Origin of the sequence: Lacimicrobium alkaliphilum, from assembly GCF_002591895.1 — a bacterium.
GTDB classification, from domain to species: Bacteria; Pseudomonadota; Gammaproteobacteria; order Enterobacterales; family Alteromonadaceae; genus Lacimicrobium; species Lacimicrobium alkaliphilum.
Genome location: NZ_NISX01000021.1, coordinates 13974 through 31674, shown reverse-complemented (window position 1 = coordinate 31674; position 17701 = coordinate 13974). Strand labels below are relative to the sequence as shown.

The following is a 17701-nucleotide window of genomic DNA, read 5'->3' as shown; positions in this document are numbered from 1 at the left end:
CCAGGTGACAATCAGGTTGTGGTTTCCGGGCACCGGCAAATCATTTCGACGTTACCGTAGTGGTCCTGCATTTCCAGTCTGACGTCGAAGCCCCAGAGCCGATACAGGTGTTTAAGCACATCTTCGCTACTCTTAGCCAGGGGAATCCGGTTGTGGGGGACATAGCGCAGTGTCAGTGAACGATCGCCGCGAACATCCACATTGTAGATCTGGATGTTAGGTTCAATATTGCTCAGGTTATACTGCGCAGAAAGTTTTTCCCTGAGTGCCTGATAGCCACCTTCATTGTGAATGGCAGTGACTTCCAGATGGCTGTCCTGATCATCATCATGAATAGCGAAAAGACGGAAATCCCGCATCAGCTTGGGAGACAGAAACTGACTGACAAAACTCTCATCCTTGAAGTTACGCATGGCAAAGTCAAGGGTGGTTTGCCAGTCTGAACCCGCTATGTCCGGAAACCAGCGCTTGTCTTCGGCAGTCGGGGTTTCGCAGATACGCTTAATATCCATAAACATGTTAAAACCCAGCGCATAGGGGTTTATCCCGGAATAATAAGGGCTGTTATAATCTGGTTGTGCCACCACATTGGTGTGGTTGTGCAGAAACTCCAGCATAAACCGGTCTGTTACTTTCCCCTCATCATACAAGTGGTTAAGAATATGGTAGTGCCAGAAGCAGGCCCAGCCTTCATTCATCACCTGAGTTTGTTTCTGAGGGTAAAAATACTGCGCTATTTTGCGCACGATACGCACCAGTTCGCGCTGCCAGGGTTCCAGCAGTGGCGCATTTTTCTCGATAAAATAGAGCAGGTTCTCTTGCGGTTCCTGAGGAAAACGCTGCCGTTTTTCATCGTTCTCCAGCGCTTTTTTCTCTGGCAGGGTTCGCCATAGCTCGTTAACCTGTGATTGCAGGTAGTGTTCGCGGCTCTTCTGGCGCGCTTTTTCTTCTCGCAGCGAGAGTTTTTGCGGCCGTTTATAGCGATCTACCCCGAAATTGGCCAGCGCATGGCACGAATCCAGAAAGGTTTCCACCTCACTGATCCCCTGTTTTTCTTCACACCGGGCAATGTAGTTTTTAGCAAATACCAGATAATCAATGATCGAACTTGCGTCGGTCCAGGTCTGGAACAGGTAATTGCTCTTAAAAAAGGAATTATGTCCGAAGCTCGCATGTGCCATTACCAGAGCCTGCATAGTGATGGTGTTTTCTTCCATAAGGTAGGCAATGCATGGGTCGGAGTTGATCACAATTTCATAGGCCAGCCCCATTTGCCCGCGTTTATAGCCCTGCTCAGTCTGGATAAACTTTTTGCCATAAGACCAGTGTGTATAATTGATCGGCATACCGATACTGGCGTAGGCATCCATCATTTGTTCGGCAGTAATCACTTCTATCTGATTCGGGTAAGTATCCAGCCGGTAGAATTCCGCCACACGGGTAATCTCCGCCAGATACTCATCCAGCAGAGAAAAGTTCCAGTCCGGGCCGTCAGAAAGTGCTTTGGATATGCGTTTGGCTTGCATCATTACCACCTGTATTTGAAGTTGCCAATTGTGCCAGGCGAGCGTTACGTTTTACGCCCTCTGCCTGAGTATAGTTCAGCTGATACAGCGCTACGCTCGTCAGACAGATAATTTGTTGAGGCTGATACGCTCTTTATCCGTCAGAGGCAGTGAGCGAATATGTTGCAGTAATAGTGGTTTGTCACAATCCCAGAACTGGTTCAGCTCCAGCCCCTGCATACTGTGCAGCAGATTTAAGGGGTATCTGGGCGTATCCGGACTGCATCGCCAGGCCTTATAAAACATATTCAGCGCTCTGTAATGCTGCTTAAGCTCTACATATTTCCGCCCCCAGTGGTTGTATACAGCGCTTTTGGCTGCCTGTTGAGGATAGATATGCTCAAACAGCAAACTATGCGCGGTACCCGCAGAGAGCCGTTCAGCAGACACGTACATTTGCGCCAGTTTATTGTCCGCGCTAAACAGCCAGAGACTGGCCGATGGGTGTGCCATTTTTATGGCCAGATAAGCCAGCAGTAAACTCTGAAATACATCAAATTCCCGGGAATTTTGCTGTAAGTGAGTCAGGGCATCTTTTACCTCCGGTTTGTTGTCCATGGCTTTGAGGGCCAACTGAGTGAAATCAGCAAACCGGGTAAAATCAACGGCGCCCTTGTGCCATTGTAATTGCTCCGAAAAGTGCAGCAGGCCAGATTTCAGTGCGCTGACTTCAGGGTGATTCAGCGATTGCAATAAAGCCAGAGTAATGCGCCAGAGAATTAATACGTTACTGGCGTAAGGATCTTGCCGGCTCGGCGATTTACTATCCAGATACGTATCCGCCGCAGTATACCCCTGTACTTTATACAACAAGACGGCTTTAAGGCTGATTTCATGGGGGCTATGTCTGTTGTCATCCATAGAGTCACATAATGCCAGCATGCCCTTGTATTGCTGGCGTTGTTGCAAGAGTCGCATCTGATACAACACACGCTTACGGGGCAGAAGACTGGCCTGTTGAAGCTGTTGCTGCAATTTCAACAACTGGTCAGTATCACCCAGGGCATATACCAGATTCAGCAACCATTCAAAACGCCGTTGTTCACTGTTGATTTGCAGTGCAAGCGTGCGGGCTTTTTCTGCCTGATTATTGTGCATCAGGTTCATAATTTTCAGGGTCAGTATTACATCCTGTAACGCTGCGGGTAAGGCTTCGACAGAGGTTTCCAGTATCGCGCTGCCCGGTAACAGGCATTGCTCACCATATGCTCCTTTGAGTAACGGTCGGGTGGTGTTGATTAACAGCAAGCTTTGCTTTAACAAAGTGTGCAGCTTTTGATTTGCCACCGGCTTTTCCAACACCGGGGTCGGCAGAATACGAAAAGGGAGGTCGGCCAGTACCTGTTCCGGTTTTTCGGTGATAAAGGCCACCGGGATCCAGGTGGGCAGAAGGCGACTTCGGATCATATAACGCAGTAAATCAGTTCCCCGCAATGCATCACCAAGATCAAAACCAAAAATAATCAGATCCGCCCGCAGATCGTTAACCTGAGCGAGTAAATCTGAACCGTTACTCACGCTAAAGACCTGTTCGACGCCCAGTGCAATCAATTGCTTTTTCAGCTCGTCTTTGCTGGGTTTATGGTGTTCTACCAGCAGAACATTGAGCTGTGTAATTTTGATAGATGCCATTGCTATTGAAAACGATTTGAGTTGATACAAGCTTATCAGCCACCAGGCAATCAGATAATGGATATTTGTTTTGCTAAGCTGGAATGACACACTTGGTGATCCGCGACCATAGATATGGCAAATCAAACAGCATAAGGCAAACCTATGAGTGATTTATTGGCACAGAAAGACATCGACTGTAAAACACAGAAGTCACCCTGTCAGGGCGTAGAGCAGATTATTCAGGGCAAAGAGAAGGATATCGGAGGTTTCAATGTGCACCGTTGCTTGCCGGTAGCACAGCTGCGCAGTGTCGGGCCCTGGGTGTTCTTCGATCATATGGGGCCGGCGGAATTTGAACCGGGTAAAGGGCTGGATGTGCGCCCCCATCCGCATATTAATCTGGCCACCGTCACATATCTGTTCGAGGGCGAGATCCTGCATCGTGATTCGTTAGGCAATACCCAGGCGATCAAACCCGGCGACATCAATCTGATGGTGGCGGGCTCTGGTATTGTGCATTCAGAGCGCGAGCGACCGCAGGTCAGAGAGCAGCAACACAGACTACATGGACTGCAGCTTTGGCATGCCTTACCTGAAGAAGAGGAAGAGACTGCGCCGGCTTTTTACCACTATCCGATTGAGGATATTCCATCAGCCGAGATCCGGGAAGTGCCGGTCAGGGTGATGATGGGCAGCGCATGGGGCCTGACTTCCCCGGTAAAAACCTTCTGCAATACCCTGTACCTGGAAGCCTTTTTAGAGCAGGGGCAGAGCCTGATCCTGCCGGAAGCACAGGAATCGGCACTGTATGTGGCCGAGGGCCAGGTGCGCATTCAGCACACCACAGTGCAGGAGCATGCTTTGGCACAGCTTAAAGCCGATACCAGTGTGACCATCCACGCCGATAAGAAAAGCCGTATTGCTGTGATTGGTGGTGAGCCATTGGGAGAGCGCTATATGCACTGGAACTTTATTTCCAGTCGCAAAGAGCGGGTCGAACAGGCTATGGCCGACTGGAAAGAACAGCGTTTTACCCCGGTGCCCGGCGATGATAAGGAATATATTCCATTGCCCTGAGTGTTAAATATTGCGGCTTTAGGGTTATGATGGTGCTAATCCCGCCTTTAACAAAAACAGGGTTTTCAGTTGCAACCGCATGAAATAAAAAGAAAAATCCACCCAGTCCCAGCCGGCGGGTATCAGTACGACGATGCAATTGGCAATGCGTTGGGGAACTCTGTTGTGAGAGCACAAAAGCAGGCCAACGAAAGCAGAGTCAAAGAGTATGGTGATATCCTCAATGACACCGTCCCATCGGTAAATACGGGTACAGGAGATTTGGTGGAACGACTAGTCGGTCAAACCCGAACAGATGTAGGCATCAATCTGCACCAGCAGGAACTGTCTAAGCGTCTTAACGGTGCCCTGAATCTCACCACTGAAGAAACGGTCAGAAATATAACAGAATCGGTTACAGCAGACGCTGCCGGCAGAGCAACTCTGCCCGAGTCGCCAATTCTGAATATCAATCCGGCTTCCACCAGTGCTTCAGAAATCGCCAGAGTCACTCAGGCGGTAAACCAGCGCAATCAGCTCAACGATCAGGCTGTAACCATGCGCAACCAATACCTGTTTGACCGCTATGAAGCAGGCATGGCGATTCAGGACACCTTTGTGCAAGGTGCCATTCGCGGCATGCACAGCTATAACCAGGGTGCAGCGCTGAGAAATGCCAGCATTGAAGGTTTTCGGGTTGATTTGAATGACGAAGCCACAAGAGCGTCGTTCGCCCAGGGCCAGTATTTCGCCACGCGGGATGAACTGACCAGCACCGCCTTTAATATTATGGCCACAGCCCTGTTGCCGGTCGGAGGCTTGGCCGGTACTAGAGTACTGACCGGTGGCCTGATAGGCGGTCTGGCCAATACCACCGCCACCTGGGCCACCAATGACCACGCCTCCGCCAATGACTATATGCAAGCCTTTAATACGGGCTTTGTGGGTGGTGGGTATGGTGGATATATCGGTGGTACTAAAGGGGCTGCTGCCGGTGCCCTTGTCGGTGAAGGTTTATCTCAGCTAGCTAACGGGGAGATAAATGGGGAAAGATTATTACTAGCACCGACTTTTGGTGCTCTGGGTTATGGTGCGGGCGGTATGATTACCAGCCGTTTTGGCGCCGGTCTCAGCGATAAGTTCCCGGCCACAATCAGCAACTGGCTGCCTCAGGGTGTCAACCGCACAATCGACAGCAGCTACCGTGGTGTGCGGGATATAGGCATTAATACTCTGGGTAACCTGTCGGTGGAAGGTACCGAGGTGCTGATTAACTACACCCAGGATGAGTGGTTTCTGAAACAGCTTAATCAGCAGCCTCAGCCAACGATTAGTGATGCCGAACTGGATGCCTTTTTACAGCGTGCCAGACAGCATAATCAGGGCCGATAGGGGGTAGTATGGAAAATGAAACGTACTTTCAATGCCCTCCTATAGAGGTACGCAAACATTATGCTCACATAGTTGGGATTCATGTTCTGTATCTTTTAGTCATTTTAGGAGGAATCTATAGAGGGTTTCCTTATTGGTGGATCGCAATCTTCATCGGGACATACTTGTACATTAATATCTACTGGTGGTCCCGACTGAAGAAGGAAAACAACCAGCCAGCCTTTAAGGTGGATGATAGAGGTATCACCATGGAGCAGAACGGCCAGTCGGTCATACGCCCCTGGTCCGACATTAAGCAGGTGCATCTGGTTGACCCCTTCGATACTAAGGAAAAACGCCCCGGTTTTGTTATCGACNTCGGGACATACTTGTACATTAATATCTACTGGTGGTCCCGACTGAAGAAGGAAAACAACCAGCCAGCCTTTAAGGTGGATGATAGAGGTATCACCATGGAGCAGAACGGCCAGTCGGTCATACGCCCCTGGTCCGACATTAAGCAGGTGCATCTGGTTGACCCCTTCGATACTAAGGAAAAACGCCCCGGTTTTGTTATCGACTTTGGTGATGACACCGGCTGGATGGTGTATCAGCGCATTGAAGGCTATAAGGATTTTTACCAGCACTTAAAGGATCGGGGTATCCCCGGCACGGAAGAGGATATTTGGATCCACAACATCGACATATACGGCAAATCCACCGACGATCCCAAATGGATCCAGAACCTGGTGAAATAGGTCAGATGCATTTGGCAATGCATTGGGGAATAGTGTTGGTTATACGCTAATTTTTAACTGCCTGACGTCGTAGCAATGTTTAATTTATCGACTTTATACGCCACTGGCGTACCCTAAGAGTGAGCAAGAAAATTTAACTGATGCGCAAACCAAGGTGCTCAGGCAGATAGTCCAAAGGTGGTCGAAATGAATGACGAACAGTTTAACGCCCTGCTGGAAAGCGTCCGGCAAGCGGATGAAATCATCCAGGGAAAGGCCAAAGCTGGCCGGGTGATCGAGTTTGCCGAGCCAGAAGTGAAGGTCATCCGTGCCAAGACCGGGCTGACTCAGGAGCGATTCGCTAATGTGTTAGGGGTGAGCAAACGCACCCTGGAGAACTGGGAGCAAGGACGGCGCCATCCTACAGGGCCTGCCCGTGCTCTGCTTAAAATACTGGACGCTGATCCCAGGCACACGCTGGAAGCACTGAATCGTTGATCAAAAAGGCTACTACACCTTCAGTAATTGATTCAGGGAATTTGTTCTGAGCGCAAATGCTTTTCTTCAGTTCTGATTCCGGGAACGTGTTACACCTTTGAACCGGCTCTTAAAGAGGACAAACGATGCCAGCTTTTATCGTCATTATTGTTTTGTTGATGTTTCTTTCTTTCCCGGCCAACGCCACTGGCCCCGAGTATGCGCAGCTACCAGAGCATGGCGGCAACTATTTGGTAGAAGAGGCGTTACCCATACCGGTTGATACGGTTTTTAAAATAGCCTTTGATGTGGCAAAGCAGGCTGAGCCGGGCAAGCTCAGCGGACAGATAAACTCGCTCGCCCGTTTTATCAATATGCATTTGCGCAATGGCGTGCCTATAAAGAACATAAGGCTGGCGCTGGTGGTGCATGGTGGGGCAAGCAAAGACCTGCTCGCGAATAAGTATTATAAGGATGAATTTAACACCGAGAATAAAAATGCAGCGCTGGTAAAAGCGCTGCTGAAAAACAACACGCAGGTGTATGTGTGTGGTCAGTCGGCGGTTCATTACGGCGTTACCAAGGATAAGTTAATTGATGGCGTGCAAATCAGTCTGTCGGCCATGACACAGCATGCCTTGTTGCAACGGCAAGGCTATACACTGAATCCGTTTTAATAATGATATTGCTGTACCGGGCGCCAGAGAACTTACCTGTTAATCCAGCGTAAACGTTTAGGCATTCTGACCAATAGTTAGGCTGTTTGGTTTATCAGAGTAAGTATCTTTTTTTTCAAGTTATTGAAATATAAATATAAAATAATTGGCTCAATATCTGCTTATGCCAATAGAATAACTATCTGATCAACAATAACGATAAAAATAATCTTTACAGGAGTTCCAACATGGCCATTGATACCAGCGGTGTAAAACTTGAAGACCGCCCCTTTGAGCAGGTGAAAGAGCAGGCAATAGATCAATTGATCATGAATTACAGCCACGGCATTTTGTCTGCCGAGGCCTTTGAAAGGCGTCTGGATGTGGCCACAGAGGCGAAGTCACATCAGGAGCTGGTGGATGTGGTGGCCGATCTGACCCTGCAGCCCGATAGCCAGTATCAGCAGCAGCGCGAGCGCAGCTTTTCTCCGCAATACCAGGCGGGGGAAGATAAACAGAACGAAAACATTATCAGCGTGTTGTCATCCAATCAGCACAGCGGCCAGTGGCTGGTGCCCGCTGAGATCAGGGTGATCAATGTGCTGGGCTCCGTGGAGCTGGATTTCTCTGAAGCCATTTTTCAGCATCAGCATATTGTTATCCGGGTTAATAACTGGGTCGGCAGTCTGAATATTCTGGTGCCAGAAGAGGTGAATGTAGTGTCCAATATGTTCAATATTATCGGCAGTGCAGAGAACCGGGCACCGTCGATGGGCGGGCGCCAGGCACCTAAAATCGTCATCGAAGGCTATTCGGTGTTGGGTTCGCTGGAAGTCAGCCTTAAACGTACCGTTAAAGAAAAGTTTGTGGCGTTTGCTAATCAGTTCCGGGGCCTGTTTGGTACGGATAAGTAAACCACAATAAAAAGAATAAAAAGGGGTCGTAGTTATTTATCTTTACAAGTCTGACAAACGGACTCTGTTGTAACGTATTTAACTACGACCCCTTTTTGATTAAAACAGGTAAGGTGTGCGCCTTACCTACCGGGGATAATCAGAATTGGCCAATCAGAGCAATCTGATAAATATCGATATCATTTTCATCTATAGAACTGTAGCTGGCTGATAGTGCCCAGTTCTGAGTGAAGTAGTGACGGGCCCGAACACTGACACTGTCATCCTGATCAAGATCCTGATAGCCAAGTCCCACGGAAGTTGCCTGGCTGAAATAATAATCGCCGGCCAGTCCCCAGGTGGTCGTACCATCGTTATCATTGATATTGAATTCAGCCGCCAGATAGCGGTTCTGACCAAGGGCGCGGAAGTATTTACTTGAGCCACTCCAGTAATCAAAATCATCGTCTACGGCCAGATCAAAACCAATATAATCCTTGCCGGCAAGGCTATGAGTATAGCGGGCACTGAACACCGCATCACCGCCGTGAGGGTGATCCTGATAGTCGGCTTTTATCAGCAGATTAGGTTGAATAAGATAGCCTAAAGTGGCGCTGCTGGAATTGTAACTTGATGTGCCAGTGTCACTACGTTTGTAGCCGGCACCTACCAGGATATTACCAATAAACGCTTCGCCTGCTATTTTAATGGCATCAACATCACCCTCTTGGTTTATGTAATAAGCAGAAACATTGCTTTTTGTATTAAGGAAATCAAATTCTGCCCAGGGCCCAAGCGCTTGTTTCTTTCTGAAATAGTATTTGCCACTTGCTGAAAAAATATCGGTATCTGCATAGTCGGCGTCCAGGTCCAGGCGCTCATATCCCAGTTCACTAAATAACTGATAATCCTGCGCTAAAGCAACGGAGGGAAAAACAATGGAGGCGAGTACGATATTAATTTTTTTCATGATGTTCCTTTATCTGATTGCACTAATTTGCGGCGCGTATGCTATATAGCCTCAGGGCCTTTGCATAGCCAATTCCGGGGGTAATCGTATCAACCGATGTATTTTGCAACAGTGTTGTAATAAAACTGTAATGAATGTTGTTATTGAGTGATGTTAAACGAGGGATATTTACATATTGATTGTGGCAGTTGAATTATCTGGTTGAACGATACTGAGTTCGTTATCCTGTCTGGCATGTCATTAGTTAAACGAATAGGCTTATGTCTGATACAGCAAATACTACTGCAAAGCCCACAGAAGTAAGTAAATGGGAACAACGTCTTGAAGGGCTTTTGTGGCGTTCCCGTTTTCTGGTGCTGTTGGCGGTTATACCCAGCTTGCTGGGGGCAGTGGTACTGTTTGTGATAGGTACTGTGGATATCTTTCAAATCCTCTGGCAGACCATAAGCTATTACACTCTGGGTAGTGATATCAATATCCATGACTCTGTGGTCACCGATATTATTATTGCCATCGATATTTACCTGATAGCCATTGTGTTGATGATTTTTGGTCTGGGGGTATACCGGTTATTTGTCTCGCAAATCGAGGCTTCAGAAAGTGAAGGCCCGTCCCACCCCTTTAACGTTAAATCTTTCGATCAGCTCAAAGATAAAATCGTCAGGGTAGTGATACTGGCGGTGATCATCGAGTTCTTCAGAGCGGTTGTCGATATCCATTTCAACACCCCGCTGGATGCCATCTATCTGGCTCTGTCGGCCCTGGCACTGGCGGCAGCCCTGTATCTGATGAGCCTGGCCTATAAAACGGGTAAAGAGTGACTAGCTGGTTGCTCCAGGTTCAAAGCGCTGTTGCAGCCAGGCCTTAATCTGGTCAGATTCATACAGCCAGAGATACTGGCCGTTTTCCTGATCAATACGCAGACAGGGGACTTTGATTTTTCCACCCTGTTGTTCAAGTTCCTGGCGGAAAATAGGGTTTTTCAGGGCGTCACGTTTCTCCACGGGTAAACCCAGCCGTGCCATTTCTTTGCGCACCTTGATACAAAAAGGGCACGCCCGATATTGATAGAGGGCGAGTTTGGCAGATGCGCGTTCCGCTTCCTGCTGTTGTTCATGATTGCGAATAATGGCTTTGGGCGTCGTCAGTTTTTCACTGATTAACATAAACGGGGTGAGGATCAATCTGACAGCGCGGAAAAAATAACGGACAATCATGCTTACTGGCCTTTAGAGTCGTAGATAATAAGGGCGGCGATAGTAGCATTTTTAGTCTCAGGCAGAAAAGTGATGCTACGACGCCGCGCTCTGAAACGTGAGGATATGACAAACACGATGTTTAAGCTGAATCTGGCTGATGCCGGACAATTTTTACAACAATACTGGCAAAAGCAGCCACTGCTGATAAGAGGTGGCTTTAGCGATTTTCAGGATTTACTGGATGAAGATGACCTGGCTGGTCTGGCTCAGGAACATGAGATTGATGCCCGTATCGTCACCAGAGAAAAACAGCAGTGGCAGGTTTATCAGGGGCCGTTTGCCGATGAGGATTTTGAGCAATATTGTCGGGGGCAATGGAGTCTTCTGGTTCAGGGCGTAGAGGGCTACCTTGATGCAGGCACCGAGCTGATAAATGCTTTTGATTTTATTCCTGCCTGGAGAATCGATGATCTGATGGTGAGCTTTTCGGTGCCGGGTGGTGGTGTTGGCCACCATGTGGATCAATATGATGTGTTCATCATCCAGGGAAAAGGGCGGCGTCGCTGGCAGGTTGGCGGAGCCGGGGATACACAAGAAATGCGCCCGCATCCATTACTGAGTCAGGTTGCACCCTTTGAACCCATCATTGATGCGGTGCTCGAATGTGGTGATGTGCTCTATATTCCGCCAGGCTTTGCCCATTGTGGTGAATCGCTGGAAGATTGCCTTAATTATTCGGTGGGCTTGCGGGCACCCGATCAACAGGCGCTGTTATCATCATTTGCCGATTTCGTGATTGATTCAGGCGGTTTCCAACAGCGGTATCAGGACCCGGGCCTGACACGGCGCACATACAGCCGTGAAGTCAGCCGTGGTGAAATCCAGGCACTCAGAACACTGATGCAACAAACGTTTGAGGATAAGGGCTTTGAACACTGGCTTGGCAGTTTCCTCAGTGCGGGTGAACAATACGGGCAAGGGGCCGTTTCATTCAGCACCGGGGAGGTGGCAGAATATCTGCAAAGCGGGCAGCCGGTAATACGCTCACTGGATTGTAAAGGTGTGTGGCTGGAACAGGCGTCACGCCAGCCGGTAAATATTCTCTATCTGGGAGAGCTGCACATTCCCTTCGAGCAATGTCTGACACCCTATCTGGAGCCACTGCTGCAGCAACCTTATTGGTACTATAGCGGTGATGCAGATGCAGAAACCTTTAAATTGCTGGCGGAGCTGGTCCGTAAGCTACTGAACACCGGGCTTTGGTCATTATCAGAAGATTAACGGCTGTTTTTGTCTTTCTCATCGTCAATAAGAGATTCCAGCGCCGATCCGGGATCTTCTTCACCACACAATGAGCCCTCTTCCGGGCTGGCCACTTCGGCATCATGGTGAGACAGTTTTTCTGAACGCCTATGCTCTTTTCCCGTGTGCGGGTCTTGTTTCGAAGTGCCGGAATCCTGTTTCATGATTTACCCCTTTAACTGGTAATGCCTGATTAAAGTATAGGTCTTCTGAGTATTCTGACATGTCTATACTGTGAACACAGTATCAGAATACGCAAAAGGAGCGGTGAAGGGCTTATCTTGATATCCAGCAGGGGCATCAGCTTTATTACAGGCTAACAGGCCCTCAGAGTTCAGCCACGCCGGTATTGTTCCTGCACGGTGGTTTTTTCGGGCCTGATAACTACATCATTAAAAGCCTGCACAAGCTGGGCAGGTTGCCGGTACAAATAGTTCAGGGTCAGTACGATACTATTTGCCCCATGGCTTTTGCCTGGCAGGTAGCAACGGCGTTACCCGGTGCCAGGCTATATGTTTCTCCTGTGGCTGCTCATGATGCGTCAGAAACAGAAAACCGGGCCCGTCTTCAACAATTGATTGCTGGGATTTAATGCATGCCACTGCGCCAGAAAACGCCCGGAAAAACTGCCAATCCTCTGGTTTTGGTGGATTAACCTTCGCTTTGCCGGATAATTGAGCAAACAGTGTGGCTATTGGCTAATATTTTACTATATGGCTTGCGTGAAGTTAGGGGCTATGTATAATACGCACCATCTTGAGGCGGCGGCGAAAACCAAAGCCAAAAAGAAACGATTTCTAACGCGGGATGGAGCAGTCTGGTAGCTCGTTGGGCTCATAACCCAAAGGTCGTCGGTTCAAATCCGGCTCCCGCAACCACTTTTGATATGTTGGCCTTATTGGCCAGTTGTCGTAAGATATAAGTGGACAAGGGTCCAGACACTAAAAGCCCCGCTAGAACGGGGCTTTTTTGTAAGTTTCGTCTACGAAACCTGATATTTTTTCATCGACGGTGGTTGAAAAACACTCTGGTAGCAAGCCAAATTGTTGAGTAAGCTAGGCAACGGTAGAAAAGATACTTACATTTTCAGGAGAATATTCTCCACCAAGTGTCTGGGCGTTAAGCCCTTTTTTTGTTTTTGGAGCTCAGGTTTTGGCAAAGCTGGAACAAACGCTGACAGAAATGCTGACCCCCGCAGTCGAAGCGCTGGGTTTTGAATTGCTGGGTATCGAATTTGTACGAGCCGGAAAGCACTCGACACTGCGTGTGTATATTGATCATCCTGATGGTATCAACGTTGATCATTGTGCCGATGTCAGCCATCAGATCAGTGCGGTGCTGGATGTGGAAGATCCCATCAGCACAGAATATAACCTCGAAGTGTCCTCGCCGGGCATGGACAGGCCACTGTTTAAAGAGGCGCATTATGCCCAGGTGATCGGTGAAGTGGTATCTGTGCGTTTGCGTATGCCGATGGATAACAGGCGGAATTTCAAGGGCAAAGTAACAAGCTGCGAGAACGGTACCTTGAGTCTGGAAGTAGATGGTGAAGCCTTTCAGTTAGCGATTGCTAATATTGAAAAAGGCAATCTGGTTCCGTCATTTGATTAAGAACAGGCGTCCGGTAAAGCCGGTAACGACTCGGATAGGAAGTATTAGTGAGGCAATGGGGCGATGAATAAAGAAATTCTATTAGTGGCTGAAGCCGTATCCAATGAGAAACAGGTTCCTCGGGAAAAGATTTTCGAGGCGCTGGAGTTTGCGATTGCCAGTGCCACCAAGAAGAAAAATCATGGTGATATTGAAGTTCGGGTTTCGATTGACCGCGAAACCGGTGATTTTGATACTTACCGCCGCTGGAAAGTGATTCCTGATGATCAACCTCAGGAAAATCCCTATGCCGAGCTGACTCTGTCTGCTGCCCAGGTCGAAGAGCCGGAAATTGAAATAGACGAATACGTAGAAGAGCAGATTGATTCTATTGTATTCGACCGTATCACCACGCAGACCGCCAAGCAGGTTATCGTACAGAAAGTACGTGAAGCCGAGCGGGCTCAGATGATGGAAGAATACGAAGACCGCGTAGGTGAATTGGTAACAGGTACGGTTAAAAAAGTTAACCGCGACAATATTATTGTGGATTTGGGGAATAATGCTGAAGGCGTTATCTATCGCGACGACATGTTGCCCAGAGAAACCTTCCGTGCCGGTGATCGTGTGCGTGGCCTGTTATACGCTATCAAGCCAGAGGCCCGCGGCGCTCAGTTGTTTATCAGCCGTACTCATCCCGATATGCTGGTTGAGTTGTTCCGTATTGAAGTACCGGAAGTGGCAGAGGAAGTGCTGGAAATTCGCGCTGCGGCCCGTGATCCGGGTTCCCGTGCAAAAATTGCGGTGAAGACCAATGACAAACGTCTTGATCCTGTGGGTGCCTGTGTAGGCATGCGCGGTTCCCGTGTACAGGCTGTATCCGGCGAACTCGGCGGTGAGCGTGTAGACATCGTACTGTGGGACGAGAATCCAGCTCAGTTTGTGATTAACGCTATGGCACCGGCTGAAGTTGCTGCCATTGTTGTGGATGAAGATAACCGCACAATGGATGTTGCCGTTGAGCCCGATAATCTGGCTCAGGCGATTGGCCGCAACGGTCAGAATGTACGTTTGGCCAGCCAGCTTAGCGGCTGGGAGCTGAATGTTATGACCGTCAACGATATGAATGCCAAGCACGAAGAAGAGAATTCTAAAGTGCTGCAAGGCTTTATAGACGGTCTGGATATCGACGAAGACTTTGCATCTGTGCTGGTTGATGAAGGCTTTACCACACTTGAAGAAGTGGCCTATGTGCCGGTTTCCGAGTTACTGGCTATCGAAGGGCTGGATGAAGATATGGTCGAAGAGCTGCGCGAACGTGCGCGGGCTTATCTGACGACCAAAGCCCTGGCCGATGAAGAATCACTGGAAAATGCAGAGCCCAAGGAAGAGTTACTCAACCTGCCTGGTATGGAACGTCATGTGGCGTTTTTGCTGGCCAGTCGTGGCATTACTGATCTCGAAGGTCTGGCAGAGCAGGGTGTTGATGAAATATGCGATTTGGAAGAACTGGGCGAAGAAAAAGCCGCTGAGCTGATTATGGCAGCGCGCAATATCGTCTGGTTTAATGAAGAATAAGGTCAACGGGAGGAACAACCACACATGGCAGATGTATCCATAGAAAAGCTTGCCGGTGATATTGGCACATCGGTTGACCGTCTGGTTAAGCAATTTGCTGACGCCGGGATCAAAAAAGGTCCTGAAGAGCAAGTCACAGAAGATGAAAAACGAATCCTGCTTGAGCATTTAAGCAAGCAGCATGGTGGTGAGGCGTCACTAGAGCCCAGACGTATGACGCTCAAACGTCGTACTACCAGTACCCTGAGTGTTAATTCATCGGGGAAATCCAAAGCTGTTAAAGTGGAAGTGCGCAAAAAACGCACCTATGTAAAACGCAGCGAAGTGGAACTGGCGAAACAGGCGGAAGAAGAAGCCCGACTCAAGGCCGAAGAAGATAAGGCCCGTGAACAGGAACGCCTGGAAGCGCAGAAAAAAGCCGATGAAGCCGCGAAGAAAGCGGCTGAGGAACAAGCCCGTAAACAGGCTGAAGCCAAGGCCAGAGCCGAAGCGGAAAAAGCGGAGCGTGAAAAACGTGAAGCGGAAGCCAGGGCTCAGGAAGAAAGCCTCACAGATGAAGAGCGTGAAGAACGCGAGAAAGCCCGTAAGGAAGCGGAACAGATTCGTCTGCAACAGGAAGAAGAAAGTCGCCGTAAACTTGAAAAAGAAGCCAAAAAGGCGGCTGATAAGGCCCGTAAACTGGCTGAAGAGAATGAGCGTCGCTGGAAAGAAGAAGATGAGCGCCGTCGTCGTCGGGAGTCAGAAGAGGTCCATTTGCATTCCAATCGTTATGCTCAGGAAGCAGAAGACGAAGAAGATATACAATTCGAGCGCGGCGGTCGCCGTCGTAAATCCAAAAAGAGAAAAAATGCTGGTGCAGATTTGATGCATGGTTTCAACAAACCTGCCCAGCCGGTGGAGCGTGTGGTTAAGTTAGGTGAAACAATTACCGTTGGCGAACTCGCCAACAAGTTGGCCATTAAGGCTACGGAAGTGATCAAAACCATGATGAAAATGGGTGAGATGGTCACTATTAATCAGGTACTGGATCAGGACACTGCGGTGTTGGTGGTCGAAGAATTAGGGCAGAAGTACGAACTGGTCAATGACAATGCTCTTGAAGATCAATTGCTGGAAGACAAAACCAGTGAAGAGCGTGTCGGGCGAGCCCCTGTCGTAACCATTATGGGCCATGTTGACCATGGTAAAACCTCGTTGCTGGATTATATCCGTCGCGCCAAAGTGGCCGCCGGTGAAGCCGGGGGCATTACTCAGCATATCGGTGCATACAGTGTCGATGTGGACGGTTCCAAGATAACCTTCCTGGATACGCCCGGACACGCCGCTTTTACAGCTATGCGTGCTCGTGGTGCTACGGCTACTGATATCGTCATACTGGTTGTGGCCGCAGACGATGGCGTGATGCCGCAAACCAAGGAAGCGGTTCAGCATGCTCGTGCTGCTGGGGTACCGCTTATTGTTGCGGTCAACAAAATGGACAAAGAAGGCGCGGATCCGGATCGGGTAAAAACCGAACTGTCTCAGCTCGAGGTTATTTCCGAAGAGTGGGGTGGTGAGCACCAGTTTGTGCCGGTATCTGCACTGACAGGTATGGGCGTAGACGATTTGCTTGAAGCGATCTCACTACAGGCTGAAGTGTTGGATCTTAAAGCGCCGGCTAATGGCACTGCAAAAGGTATTGTCATTGAGTCGCGTCTGGATAAAGGCCGTGGCCCTGTTGCCACTGTGCTGGTACAGGAAGGCGAACTTAAAGCCGGTGATATCTTACTGTGCGGTTTTGAATACGGTCGTGTTCGAGCCATGCGTGATGAGAACGCTCAGGAAGTTAAAGTGGCCGGTCCTTCAACGCCTGTGGAAATTCTCGGTTTATCCGGTGTTCCCGCAGCAGGCGATGACGCCAGAGTCGTAACCGATGAACGTAAGGCTCGTGAAGTGGCAGCTACCCGCCGCGCCAAACAGCGTGACCTGAAACTGGCTAAGCAGCAGAAGTCGAAACTGGAAAACATGTTTGCCGATATGGAATCCGGTGATGTGACAGAGCTGAACATTGTGCTTAAAGCCGATGTTCAGGGCTCCATTCAGGCGATAGCCGATTCACTGACCAAACTTTCTACCGATGAAGTAAAAGTGAACATTGTTGGCAGTGGCGTTGGTGGTATTACCGAAACGGATGCCAGCCTGGCCTCTGCGTCGGGTGCTATCATTGTTGGCTTTAATGTTCGGGCCGATGCGTCTGCCCGTAAGATGGTAGAGACGGAAGAAATCGACCTGCGCTATTACAGCGTAATCTATCAGTTGATTGATGAAGTGAAGGCTGCCATGACCGGTATGCTGGCTCCGGAGTTCAGGCAGGAAATTATTGGCCTGGCCGAAGTACGGGACGTATTCCGTTCGCCCAAGCTTGGTGCGATTGCCGGCTGTATGGTTACAGAAGGTATCGTTAAACGCAGCGCCCCTATCCGCGTATTACGTGACAACGTGGTGATCTATGAAGGTGAGCTGGAGTCACTGCGTCGCTTCAAAGACGATGTGCAGGAAGTTCGTAATGGAATGGAATGTGGTATCGGCGTGAAGAACTATAATGACGTTAAAGAAGGCGACCAGATAGAAGTCTTCGAAACAGTGGAAGTGAAACGCGAACTCTAAGTTCCGTCTCACTGATACGATACAACGGGGGCATTGTGCCTCCGTTG

Annotated in this window: 16 protein-coding genes and 1 tRNA gene; 12 read left to right on the top strand and 5 right to left on the bottom strand. The window is 49.1% G+C overall.

Annotation, left to right across the window (positions count from 1 at the left end):
• Nucleotides 1–11: 11 nt before the first annotated feature.
• Nucleotides 12–1526 (bottom strand): SpoVR family protein, encoded by a 1515-nt coding sequence (locus tag CDA54_RS16845; RefSeq protein WP_373286107.1) that lies wholly within the window; start codon nucleotides 1524–1526, stop codon nucleotides 12–14.
• A 99-nt stretch (nucleotides 1527–1625) separates the two neighbouring features.
• Nucleotides 1626–3287, bottom strand: a complete 1662-nt coding sequence (locus CDA54_RS16840; RefSeq protein WP_099036211.1) for a response regulator — start codon at nucleotides 3285–3287, stop codon at nucleotides 1626–1628.
• Nucleotides 3288–3341: 54 nt separating this feature from the next.
• Between CDA54_RS16840 and CDA54_RS16835 the strand changes: the two genes are divergently transcribed.
• The 5 genes from CDA54_RS16835 (at nucleotide 3342) to CDA54_RS16810 (ending at nucleotide 8390) form a co-directional block, all read left to right on the top strand.
• Nucleotides 3342–4256, top strand: coding sequence for a pirin family protein (locus tag CDA54_RS16835; protein ID WP_099036210.1), 915 nt, complete (start codon nucleotides 3342–3344; stop codon nucleotides 4254–4256).
• A gap of 165 nt (nucleotides 4257–4421) precedes the next feature.
• A complete protein-coding gene (locus tag CDA54_RS16830) occupies nucleotides 4422–5627 on the top strand; it encodes a hypothetical protein (protein WP_143452319.1) in 1206 nt (401 codons plus the stop codon).
• Between the two features lie 923 nt (nucleotides 5628–6550).
• The gene (locus CDA54_RS16820) at nucleotides 6551–6841 is read left to right on the top strand and encodes a helix-turn-helix domain-containing protein (RefSeq protein ID WP_099036207.1); all 291 of its coding nucleotides are present in this window, start codon (nucleotides 6551–6553) and stop codon (nucleotides 6839–6841) included.
• Nucleotides 6842–6999: 158 nt separating this feature from the next.
• Nucleotides 7000–7497 carry a DsrE family protein gene (locus tag CDA54_RS16815; RefSeq protein ID WP_099036250.1) on the top strand — a complete coding sequence of 166 codons (498 nt, stop codon included), beginning with the start codon at nucleotides 7000–7002 and terminating at the stop codon, nucleotides 7495–7497.
• A 227-nt stretch (nucleotides 7498–7724) separates the two neighbouring features.
• A complete protein-coding gene (locus CDA54_RS16810; RefSeq protein WP_099036206.1) occupies nucleotides 7725–8390 on the top strand; it encodes a DUF1707 SHOCT-like domain-containing protein in 666 nt (221 codons plus the stop codon).
• Between the two features lie 139 nt (nucleotides 8391–8529).
• Here CDA54_RS16810 and CDA54_RS16805 read toward each other — a convergent pair whose 3' ends face one another.
• Nucleotides 8530–9339 (bottom strand): putative porin, encoded by an 810-nt coding sequence (locus CDA54_RS16805; RefSeq protein ID WP_099036205.1) that lies wholly within the window; start codon nucleotides 9337–9339, stop codon nucleotides 8530–8532.
• Nucleotides 9340–9599: 260 nt separating this feature from the next.
• Here CDA54_RS16805 and CDA54_RS16800 point away from each other — a divergent pair, with 260 nt between their 5' ends.
• Complete coding sequence (locus CDA54_RS16800) at nucleotides 9600–10160, top strand: YqhA family protein (RefSeq protein WP_099036204.1); 561 nt, start codon at nucleotides 9600–9602, stop codon at nucleotides 10158–10160.
• Here CDA54_RS16800 and CDA54_RS16795 read toward each other — a convergent pair whose 3' ends face one another.
• Entirely contained in the window at nucleotides 10161–10556 is a 396-nt protein-coding gene (locus tag CDA54_RS16795) for a glutaredoxin family protein (protein WP_099036203.1), read from the bottom strand.
• Between the two features lie 72 nt (nucleotides 10557–10628).
• On the opposite strand from CDA54_RS16795, the gene CDA54_RS16790 reads away from it, so the two are divergent.
• Nucleotides 10629–11819 (top strand): cupin domain-containing protein, encoded by a 1191-nt coding sequence (locus CDA54_RS16790; protein WP_099036202.1) that lies wholly within the window; start codon nucleotides 10629–10631, stop codon nucleotides 11817–11819.
• Here CDA54_RS16790 and CDA54_RS16785 read toward each other — a convergent pair.
• Nucleotides 11816–12004, bottom strand: coding sequence for a hypothetical protein (locus tag CDA54_RS16785; RefSeq protein ID WP_099036201.1), 189 nt, complete (start codon nucleotides 12002–12004; stop codon nucleotides 11816–11818). The genes CDA54_RS16790 and CDA54_RS16785 overlap by 4 nt on opposite strands.
• A 185-nt stretch (nucleotides 12005–12189) precedes the next feature.
• On the opposite strand from CDA54_RS16785, the gene CDA54_RS16780 reads away from it, so the two are divergent.
• From CDA54_RS16780 to infB, 5 genes are all read left to right on the top strand, one after another.
• A complete protein-coding gene (locus CDA54_RS16780) occupies nucleotides 12190–12432 on the top strand; it encodes an alpha/beta fold hydrolase (protein WP_099036200.1) in 243 nt (80 codons plus the stop codon).
• 209 nt (nucleotides 12433–12641) lie between these two features.
• Nucleotides 12642–12718: transfer RNA gene (locus CDA54_RS16775), tRNA-Met, on the top strand.
• A gap of 274 nt (nucleotides 12719–12992) precedes the next feature.
• Nucleotides 12993–13451 (top strand): ribosome maturation factor RimP, encoded by a 459-nt coding sequence (gene rimP / locus CDA54_RS16770; RefSeq protein WP_099036199.1) that lies wholly within the window; start codon nucleotides 12993–12995, stop codon nucleotides 13449–13451.
• A gap of 63 nt (nucleotides 13452–13514) precedes the next feature.
• A complete protein-coding gene (gene nusA, locus CDA54_RS16765; protein WP_099036198.1) occupies nucleotides 13515–15008 on the top strand; it encodes a transcription termination factor NusA in 1494 nt (497 codons plus the stop codon).
• Nucleotides 15009–15032: 24 nt separating this feature from the next.
• On the top strand, nucleotides 15033–17654 hold the full coding sequence (gene infB / locus CDA54_RS16760; protein ID WP_099036197.1) for a translation initiation factor IF-2: 2622 nt from the start codon (nucleotides 15033–15035) through the stop codon (nucleotides 17652–17654).
• The last annotated feature ends 47 nt before the right edge of the window (nucleotides 17655–17701 follow it).

Bases quoted from the DNA above. Each gene is read 5' to 3' on its own strand.
- CDA54_RS16845 (WP_373286107.1), bottom strand. From the start codon at position 1,526: ATGCAAGCCAAACGCATATCCAAAGCACTTTCTGACGGCCCGGACTGG.
- CDA54_RS16835 (WP_099036210.1), top strand. From the start codon at position 3,342: ATGAGTGATTTATTGGCACAGAAAGACATCGACTGTAAAACACAGAAG.
- CDA54_RS16820 (WP_099036207.1), top strand. From the start codon at position 6,551: ATGAATGACGAACAGTTTAACGCCCTGCTGGAAAGCGTCCGGCAAGCG.
- CDA54_RS16815 (WP_099036250.1), top strand. From the start codon at position 7,000: ATGTTTCTTTCTTTCCCGGCCAACGCCACTGGCCCCGAGTATGCGCAG.
- CDA54_RS16810 (WP_099036206.1), top strand. From the start codon at position 7,725: ATGGCCATTGATACCAGCGGTGTAAAACTTGAAGACCGCCCCTTTGAG.
- CDA54_RS16805 (WP_099036205.1), bottom strand. From the start codon at position 9,339: ATGAAAAAAATTAATATCGTACTCGCCTCCATTGTTTTTCCCTCCGTT.
- CDA54_RS16800 (WP_099036204.1), top strand. From the start codon at position 9,600: ATGTCTGATACAGCAAATACTACTGCAAAGCCCACAGAAGTAAGTAAA.
- CDA54_RS16795 (WP_099036203.1), bottom strand. From the start codon at position 10,556: ATGATTGTCCGTTATTTTTTCCGCGCTGTCAGATTGATCCTCACCCCG.
- CDA54_RS16790 (WP_099036202.1), top strand. From the start codon at position 10,629: ATGCTACGACGCCGCGCTCTGAAACGTGAGGATATGACAAACACGATG.
- CDA54_RS16785 (WP_099036201.1), bottom strand. From the start codon at position 12,004: ATGAAACAGGATTCCGGCACTTCGAAACAAGACCCGCACACGGGAAAA.
- nusA (WP_099036198.1), top strand. From the start codon at position 13,515: ATGAATAAAGAAATTCTATTAGTGGCTGAAGCCGTATCCAATGAGAAA.
- infB (WP_099036197.1), top strand. From the start codon at position 15,033: ATGGCAGATGTATCCATAGAAAAGCTTGCCGGTGATATTGGCACATCG.